The organism is Gordonia sesuvii (assembly GCF_036350415.1).
Lineage (GTDB): Bacteria > Actinomycetota > Actinomycetes > Mycobacteriales > Mycobacteriaceae > Gordonia > Gordonia sesuvii.
Genome location: NZ_JAZDUF010000004.1, coordinates 335,014 through 349,002 on the forward strand (window position 1 = coordinate 335,014; position 13,989 = coordinate 349,002).

Annotated in this window: 13 protein-coding genes; 8 read left to right on the plus strand and 5 right to left on the minus strand. The window is 68.5% G+C overall.

The features are described from left to right. The first annotated feature begins 118 nt into the window (after window positions 1-118). Both VZC37_RS15375 and VZC37_RS15380 read left to right on the plus strand, forming a co-directional pair. Complete coding sequence (locus tag VZC37_RS15375) at window positions 119-1,123, plus strand: 2-hydroxyacid dehydrogenase (RefSeq protein ID WP_330433776.1); 1,005 nt, start codon at window positions 119-121, stop codon at window positions 1,121-1,123. Between the two features lie 9 nt (window positions 1,124-1,132). Further along, window positions 1,133-1,528 carry a universal stress protein gene (locus tag VZC37_RS15380; protein ID WP_330433436.1) on the plus strand — a complete coding sequence of 132 codons (396 nt, stop codon included), beginning with the start codon at window positions 1,133-1,135 and terminating at the stop codon, window positions 1,526-1,528. A 2-nt stretch (window positions 1,529-1,530) separates the two neighbouring features. On the opposite strand, the gene VZC37_RS15385 is transcribed toward VZC37_RS15380, so the two are convergent. Further along, on the minus strand, window positions 1,531-2,424 hold the full coding sequence (locus tag VZC37_RS15385) for a LysR family transcriptional regulator (RefSeq protein ID WP_330433437.1): 894 nt from the start codon (window positions 2,422-2,424) through the stop codon (window positions 1,531-1,533). A 77-nt stretch (window positions 2,425-2,501) separates the two neighbouring features. After that, the gene (locus VZC37_RS15390; protein WP_330433438.1) at window positions 2,502-3,479 is read right to left on the minus strand and encodes an NAD(P)-dependent alcohol dehydrogenase; all 978 of its coding nucleotides are present in this window, start codon (window positions 3,477-3,479) and stop codon (window positions 2,502-2,504) included. A gap of 75 nt (window positions 3,480-3,554) precedes the next feature. Between VZC37_RS15390 and VZC37_RS15395 the strand changes: the two genes are divergently transcribed. From VZC37_RS15395 to VZC37_RS15405, 3 genes are read left to right on the plus strand one after another with little or no spacing between them, the layout of a single operon-like run. Next, entirely contained in the window at window positions 3,555-4,808 is a 1,254-nt protein-coding gene (locus VZC37_RS15395) for an APC family permease (RefSeq protein ID WP_330433439.1), read from the plus strand. Window positions 4,809-4,857: 49 nt separating this feature from the next. Then, window positions 4,858-5,130: a type II toxin-antitoxin system Phd/YefM family antitoxin gene (locus VZC37_RS15400; RefSeq protein ID WP_330433440.1), complete on the plus strand. Its 273-nt coding sequence runs from the start codon at window positions 4,858-4,860 to the stop codon at window positions 5,128-5,130. Further along, window positions 5,127-5,252, plus strand: coding sequence for a PIN domain-containing protein (locus tag VZC37_RS15405; protein WP_330433441.1), 126 nt, complete (start codon window positions 5,127-5,129; stop codon window positions 5,250-5,252). The genes VZC37_RS15400 and VZC37_RS15405 overlap by 4 nt, the downstream gene beginning before the upstream one ends. Window positions 5,253-5,264: 12 nt before the next feature. Here the strand turns inward: VZC37_RS15405 and VZC37_RS15410 are convergent, their stop codons facing one another. The 3 genes from VZC37_RS15410 to VZC37_RS15420 are packed head-to-tail and all read right to left on the minus strand — an operon-like array spanning window position 5,265 to window position 9,123. Continuing rightward, window positions 5,265-6,545, minus strand: coding sequence for a glucarate dehydratase family protein (locus VZC37_RS15410; protein ID WP_330433442.1), 1,281 nt, complete (start codon window positions 6,543-6,545; stop codon window positions 5,265-5,267). Continuing rightward, window positions 6,545-7,480 carry a 5-dehydro-4-deoxyglucarate dehydratase gene (locus VZC37_RS15415; RefSeq protein ID WP_330433443.1) on the minus strand — a complete coding sequence of 312 codons (936 nt, stop codon included), beginning with the start codon at window positions 7,478-7,480 and terminating at the stop codon, window positions 6,545-6,547. The genes VZC37_RS15410 and VZC37_RS15415 overlap by 1 nt, the downstream gene beginning before the upstream one ends. Before the next feature lie 32 nt (window positions 7,481-7,512). Next, entirely contained in the window at window positions 7,513-9,123 is a 1,611-nt protein-coding gene (locus tag VZC37_RS15420) for an aldehyde dehydrogenase (NADP(+)) (protein ID WP_330433444.1), read from the minus strand. 205 nt (window positions 9,124-9,328) lie between these two features. Here VZC37_RS15420 and VZC37_RS15425 point away from each other — a divergent pair, with 205 nt between their 5' ends. From VZC37_RS15425 to VZC37_RS15435, 3 genes are all read left to right on the plus strand, one after another. Then, window positions 9,329-9,754, plus strand: a complete 426-nt coding sequence (locus VZC37_RS15425) for a DUF309 domain-containing protein (protein ID WP_330433445.1) — start codon at window positions 9,329-9,331, stop codon at window positions 9,752-9,754. 148 nt (window positions 9,755-9,902) lie between these two features. Further along, a complete protein-coding gene (locus tag VZC37_RS15430) occupies window positions 9,903-10,643 on the plus strand; it encodes a FadR/GntR family transcriptional regulator (RefSeq protein ID WP_330433446.1) in 741 nt (246 codons plus the stop codon). Between the two features lie 21 nt (window positions 10,644-10,664). Further along, the gene (locus VZC37_RS15435) at window positions 10,665-13,925 is read left to right on the plus strand and encodes an ATP-binding protein (protein ID WP_330433447.1); all 3,261 of its coding nucleotides are present in this window, start codon (window positions 10,665-10,667) and stop codon (window positions 13,923-13,925) included. Window positions 13,926-13,989: the final 64 nt, after the last annotated feature.

Consider the following 13,989-nt stretch of genomic DNA (forward strand, 5'->3'; position numbering starts at 1 on the left):
TTTACGTGTTGGACGGGTGACTCGGCCCCCTCTTACCGTGGAAACATCCAGCGCAGGGCCGTCGACGGCCCCGACCGGTCGAGGAGGACCGATGGCCGACAGCCTCACCACCACCGCCATGACACCCGAAGTCGATGGGGGTCAAGCTGATTCGTCGACGACGAACAGCGTGTTGCGGGTCGGCCCACTGAAGCCCTCGCTCGAGGAGACACTCACCGCCACGTATGGTGCCGAACGACTGCCGGACGGCGCCGCACGCGCGAGCTTCCTGTCCGAACATGCCCGCGATGTGCGGGTGGTGGTCACGTCGGGACGCACCGGGGTCGACGCAGAACTGATGGATCAGCTGCCCGGCCTCGGCGCGATCGTGCACTTCGGGGTCGGCTACGACACGACCGACGTCGACCGCGCCACCGAACTCGGCATCGGCGTCAGCAACACCCCCGACGTACTCACCGACTGCGTGGCCGACACCGCCGTCGGGCTCGTTCTCGACACGATGCGCGGTTTCACCGCCGCCGACCGGTTCGTTCGGGCGGGACGCTGGCCGGTCGAGGGCAACGTACCGCTGACGCGCAAGGTCTCGGGTGCCGCCGTGGGTATCCTCGGTCTCGGCCGCATCGGTTCGGCCATCGCCCACCGGCTCAACGCATTCGGTTGCCGCATCGCCTATCACAACCGCCGAGAGGTCGCCGGTTCGCCGTATCGCTACGCGGAATCGCCGGCCGAACTGGCGGCCACCGTCGACGTCCTGATCGTCGCGGCCGCCGGCGGTTCGGCCACCCGCCATCTCGTCGATCGCGACGTGTTGGAGTCACTGGGCCCCAACGGTTTTCTCGTCAACGTCGCCCGCGGCAGTGTCGTCGACGAGGATGCACTCGTCGAACTGCTTGCGGCCGGCCGCCTCGCGGGTGCCGGACTCGACGTGTTCGCCGGGGAACCGCAGGTGCCCGCCGAGCTGATCGAGATGGACAACGTGGTCCTGCTGCCCCACCTCGCGAGCGGGACCGTCGAGACCCGCGCCGCGATGGAGGCATTGACGCTGGAGAACCTCGACACCTTCCTCCGCACCGGCGACCTCGTCACCCCGGTCGTCTCACCAGCCCCTGCCCGACGCCGTTAAGGAAGCACGATGACCGTCATCCTGAGTTATCAACCCACCCCCGAAGGTCGCGGCGCGCTGCCGTTCGGTTTCGCCGAGGCTCGGATGCGGGCCACCGACGTGATCGTGGTCGCCGACGGCGACAGCGCGTCGTCACCCGACCTCGTCGTCGACCTCGAAAAGGCCCGCGAGACAGCCGGAGCCGCGGATGTCGCGTACAAGGTGCTGGAGAACGACCAGAGTCTGTCGCATGCCGACCAGCTGATCGACGCGTCCTACGACGAGGACGCCGAACTACTGGTGATCGGCCAGAAACGCCGCTCCCCCGTCGGCAAGCTCCTCACCGGCAGCGTCGTCCAGCGTGTGCTGCTCGACGCGCAGTGCCCCGTGGTGGCCGTCAAGCCGCCCGTTCGCGCAGCCGTCTGATCTCAGATCCATTCACGTTCCGGCAGAACGTCTCTCATGAGACGCGCCAGGGCCGGATTCGTGTTGTCACTGCGCCACGCGACGTTCATCTGTACCGGTCGGTCGCGGATCGCGGTCACCTCTTTGAACACCACGCCGTCGGGGTGCATGGTCATCGCCGACTCGGGCACCAGCGCCATCCCCAGACCGGAATGCACGAGCACCAGCATGGTGTGGACCTGGGTGACGTACTGGACGTAGCGCGGTGAGGCACCCACCGCGGTGAAGGTGCTGATCAGGAGTTCGTTGAAGTAGCGGGCGTCCACCGGCGAGTACATGATGACCGCCTGACCGTCGAAGTCCTCGATGGCCATGTGCTCGACGTCGACCAGCGGGTGGTCGGCCGGCAGCGCCGCGACCATCCGTTCGTGGAACAGCGGCCGCGACGAGATCCCGGGCCGCGAGATCGGTGGGCGCACGATGCCCAGATCCAGATCACCGCCTGCCAGGGCTTCCACCTGAGCCGCGGTCACCATCTCCCGCAGCACGAGTTGCACATCGGGCAGCCGCTCGCGGGCCCGCTGCATGAGTCGCGGCAGCACCGCCCGGGCCGACGCCCCGGTGAAACCGATGTTGACCGAGCCGAGGTCCCCGGCCGGCACACGCCGCACGGTGAGCTCGGCGCTCTCGGCGAGTGCGACGATGCGGCGGGCGTCGGGCAGGAAGGCCGATCCGGCCGCGGTCAGTGACACCGCGCGGCTGCTGCGTTCGATCAGCTGCACCCCGAGCTCATGTTCGAGTTGCTGGATCTGCCTGCTCAGCGGTGGTTGGGTCATGTGCAGCCGTTCGGCGGCACGGCCGAAGTGCAGCTCTTCGGCGACGGCGATGAAGCAGGAGAGGCGCGACAAGGAGAACATCGATCCACTTTCGGTATCACGACGTTGATGCTGGGCGGGGTTCGTAGATCACGCTAGCCCACCGATGCCACCGGCCGTCAGATGTTCAGGTCGATCACCAGTTTCGCCTGCGGATGGGCGGTTTCCATGTAGTCGATCGCGGCCGGGACGTCCGTGAGGGCGTAGGTCCGATCGATCGCGGGCCTGACCTGTCCCGATTCGATCAGCTCCGTCAGTTCGGCCAGCATTGCGCGATCCGGATGAGCCGTGGGGATCTCCACCGTCTGCCGAATCAGGCGACCCAGGATGTGGCCGGCGGCGATCAGCTTGATCGGACCGAGGACGCTGATCCGGTCGCCGTTGGGCGCTCCACCGCCGCACAGGACGAGCGTGCCGTCGGCGGCGAGCAGTCGACGCAGTGTGCGGAGGCTACGAGTGCCGGCGAGGTCGACGACGACGCCGAAGCTGCCCACGACGGGGTCGCGGGTGTAGTCGATGACGACGTCGGCGCCGAGCGAGCGCACCAGGTCGACGTTGCGGGTGCTACACACGCCGGTGACGTGCGCGCCCCGCGCGACACCGATCTGGACGGCGAACGTGCCGACACCGCCGGAGGCCCCGATGACGAGCAACCGTTGGCCGGGCCGGACGGGGGCGAGGGCACACAACGCGGTGATCCCGGCGAGGGGTACGGCCGCGGCCTGGGCGAACGTAAGGTTCGACGGCTTGGGAGCGACGGCGGATCTGTTGGCGCACACGTACTCGGCGAAGGCGCCGTCGGATTCGCCGAAGACCTCGTCGCCCGCTGCCAGGTCACTCACCTCGGCTCCGACGGCCTCGACGGTGCCGGCGAAGTCCGTTCCGCGGATGCGCGCTTTCGGGGCGTGTCGGCCGAAGTGCGTCCGGTCCAGTCGGGCGATGCGTGGATCGCCGCGCATCAGGTGCCAGTCGCGTGCGTTGACCGACGCGGCCGCGATCTCGACGAGGACTTCGTCGGCGGCGGGTTCCGGGCGTGGGACGTCGGCGAGCGCAAGCGTTTCCGGCCCGCCGTAGCGATCCTGCACGATTGCCTTCACATGCCGAACGTATCCGCCGAAGGCTCTCGGGACATCGGGGGAAACCCTTAACTTTCATCAACTAGGGTCGCGGTCGTGACGCACTCCGATGGCGCGACCGGTGGGGAACTCGCTCGACGACTCGGTGTCGGTGATGCGGTGACCATAGGACTGGGGTCCATGTTGGGGGCCGGTATCTTCGCGGCGCTCGGGCCGGCCGCCGACGCCGCCGGATCGGGCCTGCTGATCGGTCTCGCGATCGCCGCGGTGGTCGCCTACTGCAATGCGACGTCGTCGGCGCGACTTGCGGCGCTGTACCCGGTGTCCGGTGGCACGTACGTGTACGGCCGCGAACGTCTCGGCGAGGTGTGGGGCTATCTCGCCGGTTGGTGCTTCGTCGTCGGCAAGATCGCGTCGTGCGCGGCGATGGCGCTGACCGTGGGTGTCTACTTGTGGCCCGAGTATGCGCACGCGGTCGCCGTCGCAGCGGTCGTCGGGGTGACCGCGGTCAACTATCGCGGCATCCAGAAGTCGGCGCTGGTCACCCGCGTGATCGTCGCGGTGGTCCTCGCGGTGCTCGCCGCGGTCGTGGTCGCGGCCGTGGCCTCGACCCCCGACGATGCGGCGGACAACCTCGGCATCGGGTCCGACGCGTCGGTGTATGGGGTGCTGCAGGCGGCGGGGCTGCTGTTCTTCGCGTTCGCGGGGTATGCGCGGATCGCCACCCTCGGCGAGGAGGTCCGCGATCCGGCGCGCACCATCGGACGCGCGATCCCCACGGCGCTGGGCATCGTCCTGCTCGCCTACGTGGCCGTCGCCGTGGCCGCTCTCGCCGTCGTCGGACCGTCCGGCCTGGCCGATGCGACCGCACCCCTGGTCGAAACAGTTCGTGCCGCAGGCGTTCCCGCGTTGGCGCCGGTCGTGCAGATCGGGGCGGCGATCGCCGCGATCGGTTCCCTGCTGGCGATGGTTCTCGGGGTGTCCCGCACCACCCTGGCGATGGCGCGTGACGGGCACCTGCCGCGGACGCTGGCCGCGATCCATCCCCGACATCGCGTACCGCATCACGCCGAGATCGCCATCGGTGTGGTGGTCGCGGTCCTGGCCGCCACCGCCGATGTGCGGGCCGCGATCGGGTTCTCGTCGTTCGGTGTGCTGCTCTACTACGCGATCGCCAACGCCTCGGCGGCGACGTTGAGTCGCGACGAACGCCGGCCGTCGCGGGTCGTCACGACGATCGGCCTGGCCGGCTGCGCAGTGCTCGCGGCGACCTTGCCGATCGGCTCGGTGGTCGCGGGGATCGTCGTCGTCGCCGTGGGTGCGGCGGTGTACTTCATACGGCGGCGGTGACTGTTCATGACCGACCGTGCGGTAGCACTGTGAGCGCTACCGTGGTGTGATGACGACGATCGGCCTCCGCGAACTACGCCGGCACGCGTCGAGGTACCTGGCCCGGGTCGAGGCGGGCGAGGAACTGACGGTGACCAACCGCGGACGGGCCGTCGCGCGAATCGTCCCGGTGTCAGAAGCCGAACGCAGCAGGGAGGCGCTGATCGACGCCGGTGTGCTGGTACCCGCCCGCCGGCCAGGCCTCCTCGAGGCCATCGCACCGGAACGGCTGCCGCAACGGGATCTGACCACGGTGCTCGATGAGATCCGCGCCGAACGGTGACCTACATCGATACGTCCGCGATGATCAAACTGTTGGTGCGCGAGAACGAGTCCGATGCGCTGATCGCGTGGTTCGGTGAGCGTGTGGCGAGCCCGTCGCCCGGAGCAGAAGGCGACGCCTGAACGCCGGGAACCTCACCACCGCGGGCTGGTGTTCACGAAACTCGGGTCGATCGACTGCATGTAGCCGGTGTCGTCGCGGTCGCGGATACCGCAGTCGAGATACTGCTGATGCAGCCGCTCGAGCGCAGCCTCGTCGATCTCGACGCCGAGTCCGGGACCCGTCGGGACGGGCACCGCGCCGTCGACGAACCGCAGCGCTCCGGGCTTGACCACATCTTCGAACTTCCACGGCCAGTGGGTGTCACAGGCATAGGTGAGATTCGGTGTGGCCGCGGCGAGGTGGGTCATCGCCGCCAGGCTGATCCCCAGGTGCGAGTTGGAGTGCATGGACAGTCCCATGCCGAAGGTCTCGCAGATCCCGCCCAGCAGACGGGAGCGTTGCAGACCGCCCCAATAGTGGTGATCCGAGAGCACCACGGACACCGAGTTCTTCAGCACGGCGGGCTTGAGGTGATCGAATGCGACCACACACATGTTGGTCGCCAGCGGCATCTTCGCCTCGGCTGCCACCTCGGCCATGCCGTCGAGGCCGGGGGTCGGGTCCTCGAGGTACTCCACGATCCCGTCGAGTTCGGCCGCCACCCGCACCGACGTGTCGACCGTCCACGCGGCGTTCGGGTCGAGTCGCAGTGGGATGTCTGGGAATTCGGCGTGGAGCGCTTTGATCGCGGCGACCTCTTCGTCGGGTGGGAACACCCCGCCCTTGAGTTTGATGGCGGTGAAGCCGTACTCGTCGATCATGCGGTGCGCCTGACGGATCAGTCCGTCGGGGTCGATCGCCTCGCCCCACTGGTCGTGCTCGTCGATGCCTCCGGTGGCGCCCGGATGCCCGGCCCACTTGTAGAAGAGGTAGGCGCTGAACGGCACCGCCTCGCGGACCGCTCCGCCGAGCAGGTCACTGACGGGCCGCCCGAGGGTTTTGCCCTGGATGTCTAGGCAGGCCACCTCGAATGGTGAGAACACCCGGTCGGTGGTACTCGCCGTGGTGATCATGCCGGCCACACCGTCACCGCCGGTCACCGACAGTTGCGCCACACAGTCGTCGATGATTCGGTGAATGCGGTTGAGGGCGAACACATCCGATCCGATGATCGCGTCCGCGGCCGCCTCCATCCGGGCGATGTGCGCGGTGTCGGCGTAGGTTTCGCCGAGGCCGGTCAGGCCGTTGTCGGTCTCGATCCGGATGATCGCCCGCAAGGCATACGGCTGGTGGACGCCGACGGTGTTGAGCAGTGGCGGGTCGACGAAGGCGACGGGGGTGACCGTAACCCGGCGGATGGTGGACACGGTCATCACGCGGTGGCGTTGACGGCCAGCGAGCCCGCGAGCACGGCGCGCCCGGCGGCGATGATCTGCTCGAGTTCGGCCTGGTGTTCGGGAGTGGGCGCGACCAGCGGCGCACGGACCGGTCCGGCATCGATGCCTTCCACGGTGACGCCATGCTTGACCAGCGACACCGCGTAACCGGGCACCTTGTTGCGCAGACGAACCAGCGGGTGGAAGAAGTCACGCAGCAGGGCCTCGGTCAGCTCGTCGTTGCCGCTCTCCAGCGAATTGTAGAAGGCGAGAGCGATTTCCGGCGCGAACGCGAAGGTCGCCGACGAGTAGAGGGTGACGCCGATGGCCCGGTACGCCTGCTGGGTGATCTCGGCGGTCGGCAGTCCGTTGAAGAACAGGAACTCCTTGCCGGTGCCGGCCAGCGACTTCTTGACGGCGATGACGATCCGCGCGACGTTGTCGAGATCGCCGGTGCCGTCCTTGAATCCGATGACCGTGGGCAGCTTGGCGACCGTGACCGCCGAGACCTCGTCGAACACCGCGTTGCCACGGTTGTAGACGATGAGCGGCAGGTCGGTGGCCGCGGCGACGGCCCGCGTGTACTCGGCGAGACCGGCGGCCGGCATCGTCACCAGGTACGGCGGCAGGAGCAGGATGCCGTCGGCACCATTGACTTTCGCGCTGACCGCGAACTCCTTGGCCTGCACGAGCGAACCGCCCGCCCCGGCGAACACCGGGACACGTCCGGCAACGGTCTCGACGGTGCGGCGCACGATCTCACCGAACTCGGCCAGGCCGAGCGCGTGGAACTCACCGGTTCCGCAGGCGACGAACACGCCACCGGGGCCGGCGGCGACGCCGCGCTCGATGTGCTCGACGAGGCGGTCGTAGTCGACCTCTCCGTCATGATCGAAGGGGGTGACGGGGAAGAACAGGACACCGTCGAGCATGGGGACTCCTTGGAAATGGTTGTGCGGGTTGGTCAGTCGCGGGAGAGTTCGCCGTCGATGCGGCGCCAGATCTGTTCGGGATTGCCGTCGGCGACCGGTGTCGGCAGCAGCGAGGCCGGGACGTCCTGGTAGGCGACGGGACGGAGGAAGCGTTCGATGGCCAGCGAGCCGACCGAGGTGGTGCGGCTGTCGGAGGTGGCCGGGTAGGGGCCGCCGTGCACCATCGCATGACCGACCTCGACGCCGGTGGGCCATCCGTTGAACAGGATGCGCCCGGCCTTGAGCTCGAGCAGTTGGAGCAGTTCGCCGGCGGCGGTGTGATCGGTGTCGTCGGCGTGGATGGTCGCGGTGAGCTGGCCCTCGAGCTTCGCGGTCACCTCCTGCACCTGCTGCTGATCGCGGCACTTCACGACGAGGCTGGAGGAGCCGAAGATCTCCTGCTGCAACGTCTCCGACGCCAGGAAGTCGTCGGCTGTGGTGGTGAACAGTGCGGCGCGGCAGGCGTTGGGCGCCGTCGATTCCGCTCCTCGGGCGACCGCCTGCGCGGCGCCGTCGAAGGTCTGCACGCCGTCGGCGTAGGAGGCGGCGATGGTGGGGGTCAGCATCGGCGTCGGCGTGGTCTCACGCACCGCGTCCGCGGCGGCGGCGACGAAGGTGCCGAGGTCGGGGCTGTCGACGGCGATGACCAGGCCGGGGTTGGTGCAGAACTGGCCGGAACCCATGGTGAGCGAGCCGACGAAGGCCTTGCCCAGGTCGGCGGCCTTGGCGGCCAGCACACCCGGGAGCGGATACACCGGGTTGATGGAGCTCATCTCGGCGTAGACCGGGATGGGCTCGGGCCGCGACGCCGCGGCACGGACGAGTGCTGTCCCGCCCGAACGGGACCCGGTGAATCCGACGGCCTTGATGTTCGGGTCGGTGACCAGTGCGATGCCGAGATCCGGGCCGCTGCCGTAGAGCAGCGAGAAGGTGCCGGCGGGCATCCCGGTCGAGGCGATGGCGGCGGTGATCGCGCGGCCGACGAGTTCCGAGGTGCCCGGGTGGGCGTCGTGGGCCTTGACGACGACGGGGCAGCCGGCGGCGAGCGCCGAGGCGGTGTCACCGCCGGCCACGGAGAACGCGAGCGGGAAGTTGCTGGCGCCGAACACCGCGACCGGACCGAGGGCGATCTTGCGTTGGCGGATGTCGGCGCGCGGCATCGGGGTGCGGTCCGGCTGGGCCGGGTCGATCCGGGCACCGTGCCAGCTGCCCTCGCGCAGCACCGACGCGAACAGCCGCAGCTGGCCGGACGTGCGGCCGACCTCGCCGGTGATCCGCGGAACCGGCAGGCCGGACTCCGCGGTGGCGCGGTCGACCAGGGCATCGACGGCGGCATCTAGGTTGTCGGCGATGGCGGTGAGGAACGTGGCCCGATCGGACGACGACGTGTTGCGGTAGACGGCGAACGCCTCGGCTGCCGCCGCGGTGGCCCGCGCGACGTCGGCGGCGGTGCCGTGGGCGTAGGCGGGCTGCAGGCGTTCGTCGGTGGCCGGGTTCACGGCGTGGATGGCATCTCCGGTTCCGGTGACGTGGTCACCGGCGATGATCATCTGGCCGGTCAGCTCCTGCGTCGTGTCCGGTCCGGTCCGCTGGGCGGTGGTCATGGGAGGCACCCCTCGAGTCGTCGAAATCGGTGGAGCGGCTCGGGTCGCGTCGGGGATCACTCGACGTGACCTGAGCCATGATTCGACGGTAGGACCGCACATCCATTCATGTCCAAGTCAAATGTCCGCGGTATCGATGCAGCTGAGGCATCGACGGTGGTCACGCGGAAGTACCACGTAGAGTCGGGTTCATGCGAGTGGCACGATGACGCAGCATCGCGACCGTGATTCCAAGGGTCGCGCCCGTCAGGCGCGGCCGCGTGATGCGCTGGGTCGACCGCTGCCCTACGGCGCCGACGGTGTCGAGCCGGTTCCCGAAGACCCGTTGCCTCCGGAGCAGACCATCGACCTCGCCCGACGATTACTCGACGAGGGGCGTCCGTTCTCGGCCCACGAGGTGTTCGAGACGCGCTGGAAGAATTGCCCGCCGGGCGAGCGCCCACTCTGGCAGGGCCTGGCACAACTCTGCGTCGGACTCACCCATCACGAGCGCGGCAACGCGACCGGAGCTCGACGCCTCTATGACCGAGGCGCCGAGCGGTTGATCGAATACAGCACCGGCGGAGGGCCGACCTTCGGTCTGCAACTCGACACCATCCGCAGCTGCGCGCACGAGCGGTTCGGGAGCTGATCGGGCCGAAGCCAGCCGCATCCACGCCCCATTCCTGACAAACATATGTACCTTAATGAGCAGGAACCAGGAAAAGCACCAGTCAGACGCGTTCGCCGACTATGGGGGTACCAGTGAAACGCAGGAGGACATCAGTGGGTGAGCAGACATGACGGCCGGTGGTCGCTCGCCCAAGGCCGCGGTCGTCGTGAGTCAGCGCATCATCCAGGAGGCTCACGACGCCGGGCTCGGTCCCGGCGATCTCCTGCCGCCCGAGAAGGTCATGGTGGAGCGCTATCAGATCGGCCGCGGCACCCTGCGCGAAGCGCTACGGCTGCTCGAGTTCCAGGGTGTGATCGTGATGAAGCCCGGACCGCGCGGTGGCCCGGTCCTGCAGTCGCCGACGGCGTCCTTCCTGTCCGGTGCGTTCGTGCTCCTGATGCAGTTGAAGAACGCACCGCTGAAGGCGATCTTCGAGGCCCGGCTCGCCATCGAACCGGTCATCACCAAGTTTGCCGCGGCGAGTATCTCGGACGAGAAGCTCGCCGAGATCAGCGAGAACATCGACCAGATGCGGATCTCGCTGAACGGCGACCGCTACATGTTCCTGGAAACCAACAAGCAGTTCCACGACATCATCGCGTGGTCGTCGGACAACCCGTTGCTCGGTTACCTGGCGGATTCCCTGCTCGAGGTCACCAACAGCACCATCGTCGGACTCGACTTCCCGCAGTCCCGCCGCAAGGCCACCCTGGCCGCGCACGAATCCATCTTCCGCGCAATGCAAGACCGTGACGCGCCGGCGTCGATGACGGAGATGTCCGAACACATCGACGAGTACCTCCGCTACGCGGAGAAGAAGTTCCCCGACGTGATGCAGTCGGTGGTTCGCTGGGACCGCTCCTTCTGACAGACGCGAGGAGCGTGAGCGATGTCGGGTGACGTCGAGTCGAGGCCCGTCGTCACCGTCAGTCTGTCCGGAACCGTCCGCGTCGACGTCGACGGCGAACCCGCCGAGATCAAGTCGCGCCGCGAACGCGCCGTCCTCGCCCGCCTCGTCGCGGCCGACGGGCACGTGGTGTCCACGGATCGACTCATCGACGATCTGTGGGACGGCGAGCCGCCGCCGAAGGCACTCGGCGGCCTGCAGGTGCACATCTCCAACCTTCGGCGCATCCTCGAACCGAACCGGACGCCCCGGGCAGCGGCCCGCATCCTGGTGAGCGAAGCGCCCGGCTACGCGTTGCGGCTTCCGCGGGATGCCGTCGACCTGTGGCGGTTCCACGATCGCGTCACCCATGCCGACGGCAACGCCGCCGCCCGATACGCAGAACTCACCGACGCCCTCGCGCTGTGGACGGGGGAACCCTTCGGTCCGCATGCCACCGACGAGTGGGCCCGTGCCGACGTCGCCCGGCTCACCGAGATCCACCTGTCCGCCGTCGAGCAGCAAGCGGCCGCCGCACTCGACCTGGGCCGGCCATCGGAGGTGGTGTCAACGCTCGGCGTGGTCTGCGATCAGCACCCGGGCCGCGAGGAGATGTTCCGGCTCCTGGCGCTCGCGCACTACCGACTCGGCCGTCAGGCGGATGCGTTGCAAACGCTCCGAAGCCTCAGGGAGTACCTCGCCGACGAACTCGGCGTCGACCCGACGGCCGCGGTGCGTGCGCTGGAGACGGCCATCCTCACCCAGGACCCGGGGCTCGACATCGAGGTCCGCGCGGAGCCCACCTCACCATCGCTGCCGGCCACCAGACCGGAACAGGCGGCCGCCGTCGAATTCGCCGGGCGGGAAACCGAACTCGAGCGGCTGACCGGACACGCCGAGGCGGTACGTCACAGCGGGCTTCGTGTCGTCTGGGTGACGGCCGAGGCCGGCGGCGGCAAATCAACACTGTCCCAACAGTTCGTCGCCAGGATGCGGGTGGCCGGCTGGCGTGGTGCCGTCGGACACTGCCCCGAGGTCGAGGGAGCGCCGACCGCGTGGGCGTGGCGTGAGGTGGTCGGAGCGCTCGGCGGAGACCCCGACCTCGACGACCCGTTCTTGATCGCCCGGCAAGTGCGCGCCGCCTGCGAGGCCGCACCCTCGGGAGTCCCCGGCACGGTGTTGGTGCTCGACGACACCCATCGCGCCGACAGCGCCACCCTGCAGGTGTTGCGCCAGATCGTCACGTGGCTGGCCGACGAGCCGCTGCTGATCGTCGGCACGTACCGGCCGTCCGAGGCGAACACCGAACTGATGGCGACCGGGGCCTCACTGATATCGGCCACCGCCGACGTGCTCGCCCTGGCCGGACTCTCCGACGACGGCATCCGGTTCCTCGCTGCCGAGGTCGGCCTCGATCCCCTCGACGACACGACGTTGGCGCTGTTGCGATCCCGCACCGACGGCAATCCCCTGTTCGTCCGTGAACTCGCCAAACTCGTCGCATCCCGGGGATCTCGCGGCGCCGAGACAGCCATCCCCACCGGCGTCCGGGAGGTGTTGCTGCAAAGGGTGGAACGCCTGCCCGACGATACGGTGACCGCACTACGACTGATCGCCATCTGCGGACGCCGCGCCGACCTCGACACACTGGTCGCCCTCTGGCCCAACGGAACACAGCCGGAAGACGACGTTCTCGACGCCATCGACACCGCGGTGGTCGCCGGCTTGCTCGCCGCCGGGGCCGACGACGTGTGGTTCACCCACGTCCTGATGCGCGACGCCGTGTACGACAGCATCCCGACGCTACGTCGTCGTCGCCTGCATTGGCGCACACTCGAATACCTCCAGGACACCGGCCGGGCTCCCGCCGACGAACTCGCCGTGCACGCCGCGTTGGGCGCCTCCACCGCCACTGCAGAACAGGCCATCACCGTGGTGACGACGGCCGCCCGGATGCGCGCGGACAGTGACCTCGCGGCCGACTCCGCCCAATTGTGGCAGTACGCCGTCGAATTGCACGAGCTGGTCGGTCATCATCGCGAGACCGCGGCGGTGGCCGACCGCGTGGCTCTGGTGCATGCGCTGTGTGACCTCGTCACGGCGCTCGCGCATCGCGGTGACATCACCGCCGCGCGCGGCCGTCGCGCTCAGGCTCTGCGACTGGCCGAGACGACCGGCGACCAGTCGCTCATGCTGGCCGCGTTGACGTCCTGGCGGACGCCCACGATCTGGACCACTCGCCTCAAGGGTGTTGCGGACGAGGTGATGACCTCGGCGCTGCTCGCCGCACTGCCCGGGTCGTCCGGTGCCGACCGTGCGCGTCTGCTGCTCACCGCAGTGTTCGAGTTCGAGGGCAATCAGGACCGGTTCGCCATCGACTGTGCGCGGGAGGCGGTCGACATTGCTGCCGGGATCGACGACGACGAGTTGCGTTGTGCCGCCCTCAATGCCCGCGCGTTCACGTCCTTGGGTCCCGACCTGCGCGAGGAGTATCCGCGCATCGCTGCCGAGTTCCTGTCGGCTGCCCGGGATGCCGGGAGCCTCGAGTACGAGGCGGCTGCCCGCTTCTACCAGTTCATGCTGCGGTGCACGGACAACGATCTCCCCGGCGCCATGCAGGAGATGCATCGTGCGGTGGAATGCGCGACGAGTGGCCGAGTCGGCGAGCTGGTGGTCGTGATGTCGTCCTTCGGTGCCGTGCTGGAGTTGTTGCGGGGCAACCTGGATCGCGCCGAGGAGACGTACGGGATGCTGGCCAATCAGCTCGCTGCCGCCGGCCTTCCGTCGAGTGATGAGTTCGCCCTCATCGGTCATCTCTCCATCGGATGGGTTCGGGGCTCGATCGGCGCGATCGTCGATCTCACCGAAGCCGTGTTCAACCGCGCGGAACACTCGATCGCCTGGGTCCATGTCGTGGCGCTACTCGATGCGGGCCGCGAGGACGAGGCCCGCGCGATCGCGGAAGCAGACCCCTATGTCAGTCGGGACTACTACTGGACGGCGCTCGAGGTGTTCCACGCGCGGGCGCTGGTCCGCTTGGGTATGGTCGGGCCCGCTCGACGGCTCTACGACGAACTGAGTCCATGGTCGGGCACCGTCGCCGGCCTCAACTCGGGCAGTGTGGCGTTCGGTCCGGTCGACACGGTGCTCGCCGAGGTTGCCGACCTCATCGGCGATCCGGCTGCTGCGGACCGCCATCGGAGGATCGCGGCCGACATCGAGGCAACGATCCAGCGGGGACTCGCCGAGATAGACACCGCCTGAGCACCGCCATCGGCTGGCGACCATTCTTGTCGGTGGCCTGTTGTAGCTTGGTATCAACAGGATC